The sequence below is a fragment of the Flexivirga sp. G2 genome, assembly GCF_055397625.1.
This window is the reverse complement of sequence record NZ_AP039675.1, coordinates 1,098,716-1,112,400: the sequence shown is the minus strand read 5'-3', so window position 1 is coordinate 1,112,400 and position 13,685 is coordinate 1,098,716. Positions and strand designations below refer to the sequence as shown.

The 13,685-nt window shown below is 67.2% G+C and carries 12 protein-coding genes; 5 read left to right on the top strand and 7 right to left on the bottom strand.

Annotated elements, in window-relative coordinates:
• Window positions 1-13: 13 nt before the first annotated feature.
• Window positions 14-841: a hypothetical protein gene (locus ACZ50J_RS05510; RefSeq protein WP_464300266.1), complete on the bottom strand. Its 828-nt coding sequence runs from the start codon at window positions 839-841 to the stop codon at window positions 14-16.
• A gap of 247 nt (window positions 842-1,088) precedes the next feature.
• Between ACZ50J_RS05510 and ACZ50J_RS05505 the strand changes: the two genes are divergently transcribed.
• Together ACZ50J_RS05505 and ACZ50J_RS05500 are read left to right on the top strand one after the other, a co-directional pair.
• Complete coding sequence (locus ACZ50J_RS05505) at window positions 1,089-1,616, top strand: hypothetical protein (protein ID WP_464300265.1); 528 nt, start codon at window positions 1,089-1,091, stop codon at window positions 1,614-1,616.
• Between the two features lie 107 nt (window positions 1,617-1,723).
• Window positions 1,724-3,481 carry a hypothetical protein gene (locus ACZ50J_RS05500; RefSeq protein WP_464300264.1) on the top strand — a complete coding sequence of 586 codons (1,758 nt, stop codon included), beginning with the start codon at window positions 1,724-1,726 and terminating at the stop codon, window positions 3,479-3,481.
• Here the strand turns inward: ACZ50J_RS05500 and ACZ50J_RS05495 are convergent.
• On the bottom strand, window positions 3,478-5,010 hold the full coding sequence (locus ACZ50J_RS05495; protein WP_464300263.1) for an oligosaccharide flippase family protein: 1,533 nt from the start codon (window positions 5,008-5,010) through the stop codon (window positions 3,478-3,480). The genes ACZ50J_RS05500 and ACZ50J_RS05495 overlap by 4 nt on opposite strands.
• Before the next feature lie 251 nt (window positions 5,011-5,261).
• On the opposite strand from ACZ50J_RS05495, the gene ACZ50J_RS05490 reads away from it, so the two are divergent.
• Complete coding sequence (locus tag ACZ50J_RS05490; RefSeq protein ID WP_464300262.1) at window positions 5,262-6,290, top strand: endonuclease/exonuclease/phosphatase family protein; 1,029 nt, start codon at window positions 5,262-5,264, stop codon at window positions 6,288-6,290.
• Here ACZ50J_RS05490 and ACZ50J_RS05485 read toward each other — a convergent pair.
• Window positions 6,275-7,525: a heparan-alpha-glucosaminide N-acetyltransferase domain-containing protein gene (locus tag ACZ50J_RS05485; RefSeq protein WP_464300261.1), complete on the bottom strand. Its 1,251-nt coding sequence runs from the start codon at window positions 7,523-7,525 to the stop codon at window positions 6,275-6,277. The genes ACZ50J_RS05490 and ACZ50J_RS05485 overlap by 16 nt on opposite strands.
• 41 nt (window positions 7,526-7,566) lie before the next feature.
• Here ACZ50J_RS05485 and ACZ50J_RS05480 point away from each other — a divergent pair, with 41 nt between their 5' ends.
• Window positions 7,567-8,217: a flavin reductase family protein gene (locus ACZ50J_RS05480; protein WP_464300260.1), complete on the top strand. Its 651-nt coding sequence runs from the start codon at window positions 7,567-7,569 to the stop codon at window positions 8,215-8,217.
• Between the two features lie 17 nt (window positions 8,218-8,234).
• Here ACZ50J_RS05480 and ACZ50J_RS05475 read toward each other — a convergent pair whose 3' ends face one another.
• The 4 genes from ACZ50J_RS05475 to ACZ50J_RS05460 are packed head-to-tail and all read right to left on the bottom strand — an operon-like array spanning window position 8,235 to window position 12,302.
• A complete protein-coding gene (locus ACZ50J_RS05475; RefSeq protein ID WP_464300259.1) occupies window positions 8,235-8,924 on the bottom strand; it encodes a polysaccharide deacetylase family protein in 690 nt (229 codons plus the stop codon).
• Window positions 8,921-9,778 (bottom strand): glycosyltransferase family 2 protein, encoded by an 858-nt coding sequence (locus tag ACZ50J_RS05470; protein WP_464300258.1) that lies wholly within the window; start codon window positions 9,776-9,778, stop codon window positions 8,921-8,923. Before ACZ50J_RS05470 ends, ACZ50J_RS05475 begins: the two co-directional genes overlap by 4 nt.
• Window positions 9,775-10,986 (bottom strand): glycosyltransferase family 4 protein, encoded by a 1,212-nt coding sequence (locus tag ACZ50J_RS05465; protein ID WP_464300257.1) that lies wholly within the window; start codon window positions 10,984-10,986, stop codon window positions 9,775-9,777. The genes ACZ50J_RS05470 and ACZ50J_RS05465 overlap by 4 nt, the downstream gene beginning before the upstream one ends.
• Window positions 10,983-12,302, bottom strand: a complete 1,320-nt coding sequence (locus ACZ50J_RS05460) for a nucleotide sugar dehydrogenase (RefSeq protein ID WP_464300256.1) — start codon at window positions 12,300-12,302, stop codon at window positions 10,983-10,985. Before ACZ50J_RS05460 ends, ACZ50J_RS05465 begins: the two co-directional genes overlap by 4 nt.
• 255 nt (window positions 12,303-12,557) lie before the next feature.
• Here ACZ50J_RS05460 and ACZ50J_RS05455 point away from each other — a divergent pair, with 255 nt between their 5' ends.
• Window positions 12,558-13,664 (top strand): NAD(P)/FAD-dependent oxidoreductase, encoded by a 1,107-nt coding sequence (locus tag ACZ50J_RS05455; RefSeq protein WP_464300255.1) that lies wholly within the window; start codon window positions 12,558-12,560, stop codon window positions 13,662-13,664.
• Window positions 13,665-13,685 lie beyond the last annotated feature (21 nt).

Here is a 13,685-nt window from a genome sequence, read left to right as displayed (position 1 = left end):
CGGACGCCAGGAGTCAGGAGCGACTGCTGAGATATGGCATGTCGACCGCCCTCGAAGCGGATTCGTCGTTCGCTTCGTCCATCGCAAAAGGCTCGGCGTCGATCACGCTGCGCGTCATGTCCGGTTCGTCCACTACCGGGACGGAGTCGACCACCTGCGCCTCTGCGTTGGTGCGCCGCCCGGCCGAGGGCGGGTTCGCCTCGACTTCGCCGGCTCGTGTGCTGCTGGGGCGGGCGGCCCGCCGCTGCTCCCGACGCACGGCGAAGCCGTCGACGAATGCCGCGCCCAGGACCGTCAGTGCGACGCCCATGGCCCCGACCAGGAGGCCGGCTCGCTGCTGACTCTTGTGACTGGCCACCGGCTTGGTGTCCTGTGCCACCAGGTCGGTGGTGATCTGTCCGTGTGAGGGGGTGTTGGCATCCGCCTGCAGTTGACGGAGTTGCTGAGGCGCCATGGTCGCCAGCAGTTTCATGACCTTGGCTGCTCCCGGCGCGGTCGTGTCCTTGACGTCGATGATCAGCACCGCTCCGCTTGTCGTCGGATCGGGCGTCACCGTGTAGCTCGCCGTGGGACTGACGTCGCGTACGGCCTGGGCCGTCTGCTGACTCAGCATGGAATCCGACAGGACACCGACGACCGGCTGCATGCTGCCGAGATTCAGGTACGGGTTGCCCGCCTTCGGAACAGTCGCTCCGGGAGGCAACAACAACAGCATCGCCTTCGCTTCGTACTTGGCGCCGACGGCGTGGAAGGCGCCGAAGCAGAGCACCGGGGTGATCAGCAGACCGAGGAGAAGGACGTACCACCGCCGGCGTATGGCCCCTGCGAGATCTACCTTCAACGAGATCCCCCTCCGTTCGAACGTTCCCGAAATTAAGCGCGGTCCGCTGTCGACCTGCTGTTACGTTAATCGCCACTTCGGCGTAAGGCAGGTTTTCTCCGTGACACCGCCCCAGCGAAAAGAACCCCCCAATAACCGGGTCAGCTTGCTAGGCAAACGCGCTTTGTCGGTCCTCGTCATCATCGGCCTGACAGGTGGCTGGTTGTGGGCTTTCCGCATTCACGGCGCCTACCAGGGAACCATCCAAGTGACGTTCGCATCGCCGAATCCGCAGGACGCTCGGGACCCGTTCACCAAGGCGATCAACCCGCTCGCCTCCGGCTCCCGCCACAGCCTCATCGACCTGGCCGGCGTCACCGTGCGAGCCGTCACCGGTCTGCACACGCCGCCGCAGGCGGTGTCGGGAGATGTGACCTTGTTGGACAGCGGCGTGTATGACGGATCCTCCGTGATCCAACCCAATGTCGGCGGCCAGTGGTCGTACTCCTTCAGCGAAGCCGGCATGCAGGTCCAGGCCACCGGCCCCACCGCGGAAGCGGTCTCCGCCAAGATCGACAACCTCGTCACGCAGATCCGGGCGAATGTGACGGCCCGCGAGGACGCCCAACACGTCGCCGCGAGCCAGCGGGTGAAGGTTCTGGTCAGCTCCGGTCCTCCACCGGTCTACTTCGTCTCCGGCAGTCGGATGCGTGCGCTGGCCGGCATGTTGTTGGTGTCCGCGCTGTGCATCGCGGCGTTGACCCAGATACTCAGGGGACGTGCCGGCCCGCTCTGAACCACGGCCCCACCGCGCGAAAATCGCTGGACCCCATTGGTATTGCGCCGTTCAGCGCCGACTGCACAATCACCGCGTGGACGGCTGTCCGGCGCCATACTCGCCGCATGATCGACGTGGAGCGTTACGGCGGCGGCATCCTCGTCCTGTCCTCCGCCGATCGAGCGGACCCGCCCGACCTCACCCTCGCACTTCGTGCCGCAGGCATCTCAGCACCGACCGTTGCGCGACGCGACGACGTCACTGTTGCGACGTGGGGTCGTCTGGCGACCGCATCGCCCATCGGGTCGCCGGTCGTCGTCAGCGGGCTGGCACGAGGCCCGCGAGCCGACGTCCCGCCGGGCGACATCGATCTGGCGGACAGCAGGGCCGGCTCCCACTCGCTCGCGGAACTCATGCCTCCGTTCGCTGCGGTGCACATTGCGAAGGACGGTGCCCGTGCGGTGACCGATGCGCTCGGCTACCGGCACATCTATCACCGAACCGGCGAGCGTTGGAGTGCGGTCTCCACGTCGACCCTCGCCCTGGCCCACCTCGGCGCAGGTCGTCTCGACCGGAACGCCCTCGCCGTCCAGGCGATGCTCGGTTGGCAGCTCGGCAATCGGACCCTCTTCGAGGGAATCACGAAATTGCGGCAATACGAACGCGTCACCCTGTCGCGGGGAACGTCGATGACGGACCGCTACCCGGCCGAGGAGCGCCCCGGTCGAGTGCGATTGGACCAGGCGGTCGCCGAGGCGTCGACCCTGTTGCGTGACTACGTGGTCGACTATCTCGACGACCACCCGGACGCCATACTCCAGCTGACCGGCGGCCTGGACTCCCGCATCCTGCTCGCCGCGATCCCACCGGACCGTCGGCGTGGAGTACGGGTCCTGACCCTGGCGAGCGGCCCGGGATCTGAGGACGCCCGCATCGCCGCCCACCTCGCGGAGCGCTACGGGATGCGGCATCTCGTGCGCGGCTTGACCCGGCTGGGCGACATGGATGGCGCCGCGGCGCATGACCTGGTCATGGCTGCCGCCCGGGATCTGAACGGTATGGCGGACCCCGTGGCCCACGCCGCCCTGCTGACGGTGGAATCGACCTTCCCCCAGGGCAACCGGATCTCCGGGCTCGGCGGCGAGGTGGCGCGGGGCTTCTATTACGTCGGACCTGTTGTCGACTATCCGGTCTCGCGACCGCTGACCCGAGCGTTGACCGGCTGGCGGATGTTCGCCAACGACTCGGTGTCCCCGGCAGCCCTCAACGACGAATTCGGTTCGTGGGCCAAGAGATTCGCCCGATCCGAGATCCATCGGGTGCTCGTCGACTCCGGTATGGCGTGGCCGGATGCGACCGACCGGCTCTACCTCTACGAGCGGATGCAGCGGTGGGCAGGTGTCACCGACAGCGCGGTGTGCCTGGGCAGGGCAACGGTGAATCCGATGCTCGACCCGCGTTTCATCGCAATCGCGAACTCCTTGGCGCCCACGGACAAGGCGCATGCCCGGTTCCTCGCGCGCCTGGTGTGCCGGCTGGATCCGGACCTGGCCGACATCCCCTTGGAGGGACGGCAGGCGCCGGCGGCATACGCTGCACCGGGCACCCTCCAGCGCCTGTCCAACGCGGTTCCGATGGCGCACAAGGCGCGGCGCAAGATCGTGCAGCGACTGCGCCATGACCGCCGCCCGCCTGCCGGCGGCCACGCGCTCACCGCCCTGGTCACCCAGCATTGGCGACGCCATCCCGAAGTGCTCGACCCCGTCCGTGAGGCACAGGTCTTCGACGAGCAGTGGCTCGACGCGCTCGTCGCGGGCGGTGCCGCCGATCCATCGACAACAGCACTGCTCGCCACGATGGTCGCGCTCGCCCCGGCGGCCTAGAGCCGGGAGGCCGGTTGGTCCTGGACCAGGACCTCCGGCTGCCGCCGCAGGCGATCGTAGAGCGGGTAGCGAGCCCAGGAGTCCAGCCGCACCCGGCCCAGCAGGCGCATCACACGACCGGGGAGATAGCGCCCCATGATCGGCAATCCGAAACCCAGGTAGACGACTGAACCGACGAGAAGTCCGATGGCGAGCCGGAGCACTGTCACGTCCGACGCCTGCTTCGCGGCCCAGGCCGCCGACGCGCTGACGATGGTGAGCGCGAACGCCGGCATGGTCGAGACGAGCAGGGTCCGGGCCAGGTGCTCGACGAGTCGGCGGGCCAGTACGAAGTAGGTCGGCAGGACGACGAGGACGATGACGGCGACGTGTGCCCACGCCGCGCCACGCATCCCGTCCAACTCGACCCCGACGAACATCGCTGGAACCAGTACGACGAGCCAGACGACCTGCACGACCAGATTGCGGCTCGGCCGACCGGCACCGACCAGCAGGCTGCCGAGCAACAAGGAGCCGACCAGGAGGCTGCCGTAGACGCCGAGCACGACGATCACCGGGGCCGCGCTGCTCCACCGATGGCCGTAGAGGGTGTCGACGATCTCGCCGGACAGCACCAACGTGAATCCGGACATCGGGAACGCCGCGAGACAGATCAGACTCAACGAACCACGCAGCGCTCGCCCGAGGCGGTCCGGATCGCTCTTGGCATGGCTGAACATCGGCATGGCGACGTTGACGACCATCGAGCTGAGCATCGCGGTCGCCCACGAACTGACATTGAAGGCAAGGGTGTAGATGCCGAGCCGGACCGGACCCAACACCTTGCTGACGAACAGGAAGTCGGCGTTGATCAACATGAACCCGACGAGATTTGCGCCCGCGATGGGTAGTCCGAACCGCAGCACCCGACGTGCCTGTTGCCTGTCGAACCGCGGCCGATAGAACTTCCGGGCGAACCACAGCAGCACGCACCCGGTCACCAACTGACCGAAGACCCGCGACCACGCGAACGCGATGTCACCCGGACCGTTCAGCGCGAGGAGGAGCATCAACACGTTGCCGGGTATGAATGCCGCCGCGGCACCGAAGAACATCGCGTCCTGCCGGAACTCGCGCGCCAACAGGCCGCACGGAATCGTGAAGAGCCCGACCATCGCGATGCAGAGCGCAAGGATCCGCAGCGCGTTCGCACTGTCGGGTGCGCCCAGCAGCGCCGCCAAGCCCGGAGCCGCGACGAGCATGACCGCCGCGAGTCCGAGGCCGATGACGATCGAGAGGAACGACACCGTCGGCCCGACCTCGGCCGGATCCATGTCGGCCTGCGCCATACAAGCCGTGAGGCCGAGTTCGGAGAACGAGCTCACGACGGTGAATACGGCGAGCGCGACCGCGTAGTTACCGAACTCCGCCGGTGTCACGATCCGCAACATGACCATCGTGATCACGACGCCGGCCAGACGCATCGCCACGGTGTTGATGCCGCTCCACAGAGCTGCCCGCGTCACCCTGCCGGCAAGCGAATCGGGCACGTCGCCTCCTCCACAACCATGGACGCGAATTCTCAGGTGGATCCCGAGAGGGTGGGTGGGATTCGCATGTCACGCCTCGCCCCAGCGGTTGGAACTATAGGCGTCCCGCCGAAGCCGACACCGGTTATTTCGTGCCGCGGATCAACGAGCAATTCCCGACCGTCATACTGCGAATTCCGGCCTTTTCGGCGTGCTCCGCCGCCCCGAGCAACTATTCGGCATGCCCGGGGCGGGTCGACCATCATCGAAGAATGCGGATCGCCACCGACAACCTCCGGAATCCCCGGTGGTGGGTGTGCGCTGTGCTCTGGACGCTCACCGGCGCCGGCCTGCTGGCGGCCGCCCTGCTGACACCGCTGCACTGGATCGACGTGTCGAGGCCGCGCCTCGTCGAGTGGGCGGCCTTCACCCCACTGGGGACCCCGTTCGCGCTCGGCGCGCTGCTCGTCGGTGTGATCCTGGTGCTCGTCCAACGAACGCGCCGGCCCGTCGCCGCAGCACTCGCCGTGACGAGCGGTCTCCTGCTTGCGCTGCACCTGTGGTGGCTCGCCCCCTTGTATGTCGGAAGCCGGCCGACCACATCGGGCCGCTCACTGGTCGTGCTCAGCCAGAACTTCGAGTACGGCGACCCGACCCGCCTCGCAGAGCTCGTCCGGGACGAGAAGGTGGACGTTCTGGTGCTGACCGACCTCGACAGTCGGCGGGTGAGTCAACTACTGGCCACCGACATTCCGCAGATGTTGCCGAATTCCATTGGCACCCGGCCGGATCAGACCATCTCTTCGGTCATCTTCAGCCGCTACCGCATCGATTCGGTCGGTAGTGGACCGCACTCGTCGCATGCGGACCTCGTGCGCCTGCACACGCCGATGCTCGGAGATGTCGATCTGGTCGCCGTCCATCCACAGCCGCCATACACCGTCCGATGGCGCCCCGACTACCGCGCACTGCACGCCTTCCTCAGCAGTGCGGTGCCGCAACCGCGGACCCGCCCCACGATCGTCGCCGGGGACTTCAATGCGACGACCGACAACGTCCCGTTCCGGGAGGTGCTCGACCTGGGCTACACGGACGCGATCACCCAGCGGCGTGGCGGGTTCCAACCGACGTGGCCGGACTCGTCGACAGTGCACCACTTCGGCATCCCTGTCCCCCGACTCGTGACGATCGATCACGTCCTCCTGTCCGGGACCGTCGCGGCATCGAGTGCGACGACGGTGCACGTCCCCGGCGCCGACCACCGCGGCGTTCTGGTCGGAGTCGCTCACCGCGGTGGTTGAGCTGCGGTCCGGGAACGTCGGACGACCCGATCAACCCATCCGGCAACGGTTTTCGACGCAACCGCGACGATGGATTCGAGCGGGCCACGCCACCGCAGGAGCGCGAACACCATCCCGATGACGACGACCACCGCCACCTCGGGGAGCAACCTGCGCCGGCCATGGTCGGGCCACGTCTGCGGCAGCACCATGACAAGGTGCACGCTGTAGAGGGTGAGCGTCATGGCGCCCGCTCCGAAGATCACGCGCCACCAACGGGTCGCAACCCGAGTGACGAGTAGAGCCAATCCGATCACTGCGAGCGCCGTTCCGCTGGTGAACGCAAGGTCGGTCGCGGATCCGGAGTGTGGTGCGTTGACCGCGAGCCACCACCAGCTTCCGGTCGGCGTGACGCCTTCCAACCCCACTTGCAGCTGCGGCTGCAGCGCGCCCCAGGACGATGCCCCCGATCCCGGCCAGGAGTGCAGCAGCCGCTCGTGGACTCCGGGAAGCGAAGTCAGACTCGCCGACACGAGGCTCGCGGTCACGGCCAGCAGAGCACCGCCACCCAGCACACGGACCGCTGTGTCCTTGCGATGCAGATCCAGGCGTCCTACGGCGAGTCCGCAACACAGGTAACTCACCCAGGTGAACGCCGGGTACTCGCCGGTGATCACCAGCCGCAGCAGGATCCCGAGAGGCCCCAGCCCGCTGAATCCGCCGGAGACCGATGTCGGATCGAACAGCCGAAATGCCTGCGACACAACGGGAGACACACACATCCACACCGCGCCGATGATGAGCAACGTGGTGGGTCGCAGCCAGATGAACGGCAGTGCCAGGACGAAGAGCACTCCGTAATAGGGCAGGATCACCGCGATGCCCGCGGGGTGCAGTTGCTCCAGGAGCATGCCAATCACCAGGATCAGCGAAGCTCGAACGACGATCGCCGTCGAATCGGTGAACCGTCGACGCCCGACGTGCGGCGTCGAGCCCCCGGTCATCAGAGCGAGCGAGACGCCGGCAAGCACGGCGAACAACGCGGCCGAGTTGCCGGTTGTCACGCGCTGCGCCCACGGGACACGTCCACCGACCGTCTTGGGCACGATGTGCGCCGTCATCATGCCGATCAGCGCCAGGCAGCGCGCAACGTCGATCCCGACGAAGCGCGCACGGCGGACGGTGGCGCGGCTCGAGAGGATCGGTGATCGGGCCGTCGCTGCCCGGCGCGAGGTGTCACTCGGAATCCGGTTCAAGGATCGCCCCCGTCGGCGAGCGGACGCCTAGACTTCGGTACATGGCACGGCCACCGGTCACCGAAGGATGGCAGTCCGACGCACCGTCGCCGGACGAGTTCACGGACGACAGTTCGCCCAGTTACGTCGATGCCGCGACAGTCGCCCTGCGGTTCGCGTCGACAGCGGTCGACGCGACCTCCGCGCAGCCCTCTCGACTCACCGAGGCGGTCACCCCACGTTCGCTGCGTGATGCGATGGGCTGCCTGGCAACCGGTGTCTGTGTGATCACGACATTCTCGGACGACAACGATGTCGCCATGACCGCCAACTCCGTGACGTCGGTGTCGCTGGACCCACCGCTGGTGCTCGTGTGCATTGCCAAGACCGCTCGTTTCCACGAAGCGATCGTCACGTCCGGCCGTTGGGGTGTCAGCATCCTGGATGCTGGATCTCATGAGCTGTCAACCCAATTCGCGACCCCGGGCCGCGACTCCGCGGGACAGCTGGCAGAGGTGCGCTTCGACCGTGGGCCGGAGACCGGCGTTGCCCTGCTGTCCAGTTCGGTGGCCCAGCTGGAATGTCTCACGACTGCGGTGCACCCGGCGGGTGATCACGACATCGTGATCGGCCACGTGCAGTCGCTCGCTCAGGTCGGGCCCGGTAAGCACCCCCTGTTGTTCCATCGCGGTCGGTATCGCTGGCTGCTCTGACCTGGTCGGCATCTGTCTCAGATCCAGCTCTTGCGGAGCTCGTTCATCGCCGAGCACACGCGGTGCGGCAGACGATTCGCATCGCGCACCACGGTGTCCAACGACTCAGGGGTGACGCCCTCGTGCACGCTGAAACGCGCCTGCAGCCACGAGTCCGCAGTCGTCGGTCGCCGGTCACTGGTGAACAGAGTCGTGTAGCCCGCCGAGCGCACGGCACGGAGTACATCACGGTTGTAGCGCCCGAGCGGCAGCGCCGCAGTGCGAATGGCATCACCGCTGAGCACGCTGAGCACCGCCCGGGCTTCGAACACCTCCCGGACGAGATCCCCCTCGCCGAAGCCGGTCCACGGGAGATGTGTCCAGCCGTGGTTGCCGAGCGTCATACCCGACCTGACGAGGTCTCTCGCGTCCGACCTGCTGAGGCTCCCAGCCTCGTCCAGCCTCCCGACGACCACGAAGAAGGTTGCTGTCAGGCCTCTTTCGAGGAGCGCGGGCAACACGATCTCCACATCGGAGGAGTTGCCGTCATCGATGCTGAGCGAGACCCTGCTGCTGTCTTCAGCAAACTCGTCCAGCAGCCGTAGGAACTCGTATTCACTGATCCAGTAACGACTTTCGCCGGGTTCGAGTTTGCGACGCGGCCGGCCGACCCCGTGGAAGCACACGTTCAACCGCAGCCGTGGCGACACCGCGGCACCGATACTCATGACGCACCCACCGTCCCGGTCGCGGGCCGGAACCGCTCCGAACCCCAACCACTTCCGCCGCGACGAGCCATTGCTTCGGCGATCACCGTGACCCCCACGTACACCACCGCCGCCGGCGCGAGGCTCGGTTCAGTGCGCACGGACGCGACGAGCCAACGCAGCCCTTCCGCCCGACGGACCCGACCGACCGGATCCGCCGCCCGCAATTGCGCGTTGCCTCGCCGGACACGCGCCAACCGCCGCAGCAGCGAACGCAGGCAAGGCACGGCGACCACAACGCTGACGACGTCCTCCAGGTGCAGGGTCTCCGATTCGTCAAACAGCGAGTCGAGGAAGAGGTCGTCCGATATCACGTCGGGAAACTCGGTGAATCGGGCGCGCCCGGCCTCGGAGACGGCGACAGCCCCCCGGCCGAAAAGCCCTGTCGCGTATGACGGGTGGCGTGCGTGGACGCGGTAGTACATCCGGACCGGTCGAGAACTCGCGGACGCGTCGACCGTTCGTGCCGGGACCGCCGCGAGTGCGGTCGACCCCGGGACGGCTTCCGCCGTCCGGAGCGAGTCGGACAGGCGCTCGATCGCCTCCTTGTCCAGCTGGATGTCCGCGTCCAGATAGACCCGTGGGTAGCCGGTGGCGCGACGCTCGGCTGCGTTCAACGCCGGTGTCTTGCCGGCATCCGCGACCTCGACCACCTCCACCCGTCGCTGTCGCGCGACCGCCACCGTGTCGTCGGTGCAGCCGTTCGCGGCGACGACGACCTGGAGTGGCTCGGCGGCGCCGCCCGCGAGGAGCCCATCGAGGGTTCGACCGATCACGGCCCCCTCGTTGTGCGCGGCGATGAGGACGGTGGTCATCGCCCGCGGCCAACCGCAATCAGGTCATCGAACACCGCGACGTAGGCGTCCCGCTGATACGGCCAGGCGAGTTCGTCCTCGACCCGTCGGCGGCCGGACCTGCCCATGGCTCGACGAGCGGCCGGGTCATCGAGCAGTCCCACCAGCTCCTTGGCATACAGGTCCACATCGTTCGCCGGGACATACCGCGCCGCATCACCGGCCGACACCCGGGTCTCGCGCAGATCGAAGGCGAGGACCGGCATGCCGAACGCCATGTACTCCATCGTCTTGTTCATCGTGGACACGTCATTGAGTGGGTTCTTCGGATCCGGGGATAGGCCGAGGTCTGCCGTCGACAACACCTCGATCACGTCCTCGTCCGGCAGCCGCCCCGGCATCTCGACATAGTCCTGCAGACCCAACGCGTCCCGCAGTGACACCAGATCCGCCCAGGAGTCGCCGCTCCCGATCAGAGTGAACGAGATGTCCTCTCGCCCGAACTGGTGCACCACACGATCCGCAGCTCGCAGCGCAAGATCGACTCCGTCCTGCGGGCCCATCACTCCGATGTAGGCGACCAGGTGAGGACGGCCGCGACGTCGGTCAGGTTGTGGTTCAACGGGTTTCAGCCGACCGGTGTCTGGGCCGGTGCGCACGACGGTGACCTCGCCGGCACGCTTTCCGCCACGGGTGCGCGCGACCTCGGCATACGACTCGTTGGTGGACGTGACCCTGTCGGCGGCGCGAAACGTCGCCCGTTCGAGCGCCAACAGCCCGCGTAACGGCATCCCCGAGCCGTCCGGGAACCGCGACCGGTACAGCTCCGGGGACAGGTCGTGATGATCGAAGACGAATCTCGTCCCGTCCGTCAGACGCAGGGCGCGAGCAAGCGGCCAGAATATCTCCGGCGGGTTGCATGCCTGCAGGACGTCGAACCGTCCACCGAGACGCGCGCGGGCCACCTTGTACGCGGTCGCTGCGAACGAATACGCATACTCCGCGACATAACTCAGCGCACTGCCGCCCGGGGCGTACGGGCGGTAGCCGAGAACTCTGATGCCCTCGATCACCTGGGACGCAGAGGTTCCGTGTCCCTGCGGGCACACCACGGTCACCTCATACCCGGCGTCCCTCAGCGCGAGGCTCTCCAACCAGACTCGCCGGTCGAACGGCACCGGCAGGTTCTGGACGATGATGAGCACACGCGGGGCGCCGGGGTCGCTCACCAGCCGACCCCTTCGTACCCGACCGCATGCTCGACATCGCTGCCGAGTCGCCCGCTGAGGTCGATCAGCATCGGCGGCCGGCACTCCTGCAACGCCTCGACGACCGGCACACTGCTCGACGTGACCAGGGCCACGTCGGCGCCCGCGAGGGCCTGCTGCGGGGAGCCGGTCAGCAGCCGATCTAGGTGCGGCAGCCGAGCCATGATGTGCTCGCGGTTGGCACCCACCAGCTGCTCCGGATTGAGGATCGGGTCGAAGATGCGCACGTCGAAACCCTTGCCGATCAACCGCTCCGCCAACTCGACGTTCGGGCTCTCACGTAGGTCGTCGGTGTCCGACTTGAAACTCAGGCCCAGGAGCGCGACGGTCCGTCCGCCGGCTGCCAGGACCCGATCGACCACATCTCGGACCGAGACCTCGTTGCTCGTCGTGGTGCCGAGCAGTTGTGGTGCGTCGACGCCGTTGACCCGAGCCATGTGCTGCAACGAGCGCAGGTCCTTGGGCAGGCACGAACCGCCGAACGCGAACCCGGGCTGCAGGTAGGTGGGGGCAATGTTGAGCTTGGTGTCCTCGCAGAAGATGCTCATGACCTCCCGGGAGTCGACACCGAACGGTCGGAAGACCCGGCCCATCTCATTGGCGAAGGTGACCTTCGTCGCGTGAAAGGCGTTGCAGGCGTACTTGAGAGCCTCCGCCGTCTCGACGCCGACCTGATGTATCTCCTGCCCCAGGAACGCGAAGACCGCGGCCATCGCCTGCTGCGTCTCGGGGTCGGTGGAGCCGACCACGACGAATGGCGGTTCGAAGAAGTCCGCGACCCCGGCGCCCTCGCGCAGGAACTCGGGGCACATGGCCGTTCCGACTCGCCAGCCGACGGGCAGATCGGCCGCGAAAACGGGACCGACGATCGTGTGGACCGTCCCCGGCGGCACCGTGCTGCGGACGACGACACTGTGGTGCCCGGAAGCCGGCGGCGACACCACATCCATGGCTTCCCGGATGTCCTGAACGGCACGACCGATGTAGGTGAGGTCGGTCGCGCCGTGTGCGGTCGACGGAGTACCCACGCAGAGCAGCGAAACGTCTGCTCCGTCGAGCGCTTCGCGCGGATCCACGGTCGCCCGCAGCCGCCCCGAAGCGGCGCCGTCGCGCATCAGTTCGTCGATTCCCGGCTCGACGACGGGACTTTCGCCCAGCCCGATCAGGTCGACCTTGAACGGGTCCACATCGACCCCGACGACCGTGTGCCCACGTGCGGCCAGCCCGGCGGCCGTCACCGCCCCGACATACCCCAGACCGAAAACGGCGATCTTCATTGTGCTGCCCCCAGCGGCGATTCGACGGGTAAGGACCCGCAACCATTGAGTGCTCCAGCTACTCGGATGTCGCGGAAAGTGACTGGAAAGTATCAAGATTCGCCGAAACGCCAACGAGTTATTTCCGACCTGGAAGTAGCCCGCAGAAACGCTGAAATAAGTCCTGCTGGACGTGCGCAGGCAGCGGTCAGAAAGCCGCCCCTACTGGTCGGAACCTCCGGCCACAGATCGCGTCGATGCGCTAGCGTCCGTGCTGTGGGCACCTCACCGTTGCGTGTGCTCGTCGTGGGCGCGGGCCCCGTCGGGTCGGCTACGGCTGTGGCGCTCCGGCACGGGATGCCGACCGCCGAGGTCGCACTCATCGACAGGTCGGGCTTTCCTCGCGACAAGCCGTGCGCCGATCTGCTCGGCCCCGATTCCTTGCGCATCCTCGACGGCCTGGGTATGACGGGTGATCTCGACATCTCACCGTCGGGCTCCCTCACCCGGGCAACGTTGGATGCTAGGTTGCTCGACGCAGCGGCCGCCGCCGAGGTCGAAATCCGCACGGGCACCGAGTTCAGCGGGTTCGCCGACCGACCTTCCGGAGCACTGGTCGCGAGTTTACGTGGCCTCAGTGAAGCTACCTCGTACACAAGAGAATTCGACCTCGTGGTGGGTGCTGACGGTGCATACTCCACGGTTCGCAAGGCAATGGGGATCCCGCACCCGGAGAAGTCGAAGACACACCTTGCGATACGTGGCTATGCACGCCACACGGGCGAGGGCCCCGCTCCCTGTCTCCCACTCGATTGGTGTGACGCCGCACGGCCCGGCCATGGCTGGGTGGTGCCTCTCGACGGCGACACGGTGAATGTGGGCGTCTTCATCTCCATTCCCGGCCTACGACGACGCCGGGCTCTGATACCGACCGTTCTCGATGCGTACCACCAGGATCTGGTGGAGCGCGGATACGAGATCACCGCACCGACGCAGGTGCGCTCACAGCAGGTGCCGACCGCTGTGAGCCGTCAGCGACTGACCGACCCGCACCTGCCTGCGGTCCTGCTGGGCGATGCCGGAGCGATGGCCAACCCGCTGACCGGCGAGGGGATCTTCTACGGCCTGTCGGCCGGCGTCCTGCTCGCAGATGTCGTCGCGCTCGACTCAGCGACGGCGGACTTCCAGCCGTCGAGGACCGTGCAGAAGTTCGAGGCGCTCTTCCGGGAGCGATTCGACGGGCATTACCGCCGCTGCATGCGGGCGGCTCGGGTCATGCAGGCGCGGTGGGGCGGGGGCATCGCGACCCGCGCGCTGGCCAAGAGTCCTCGTCTGCGGGAACGGGCACTGGCAACCCCGACCGCGGACGGCTCGAACTCGTGACCGCGAACCCGATCGGCGACC

Excerpts from the sequence above, each read along its gene's own strand:
- ACZ50J_RS05480 (WP_464300260.1), top strand. The coding sequence starts at position 7,567 with ATGGCACGGCCACCGGTCACCGAAGGATGGCAGTCCGACGCACCGTCG.
- ACZ50J_RS05490 (WP_464300262.1), top strand. The coding sequence starts at position 5,262 with ATGCGGATCGCCACCGACAACCTCCGGAATCCCCGGTGGTGGGTGTGC.
- ACZ50J_RS05500 (WP_464300264.1), top strand. The coding sequence starts at position 1,724 with ATGATCGACGTGGAGCGTTACGGCGGCGGCATCCTCGTCCTGTCCTCC.
- ACZ50J_RS05470 (WP_464300258.1), bottom strand. The coding sequence starts at position 9,778 with ATGACCACCGTCCTCATCGCCGCGCACAACGAGGGGGCCGTGATCGGT.
- ACZ50J_RS05460 (WP_464300256.1), bottom strand. The coding sequence starts at position 12,302 with ATGAAGATCGCCGTTTTCGGTCTGGGGTATGTCGGGGCGGTGACGGCC.
- ACZ50J_RS05475 (WP_464300259.1), bottom strand. The coding sequence starts at position 8,924 with ATGAGTATCGGTGCCGCGGTGTCGCCACGGCTGCGGTTGAACGTGTGC.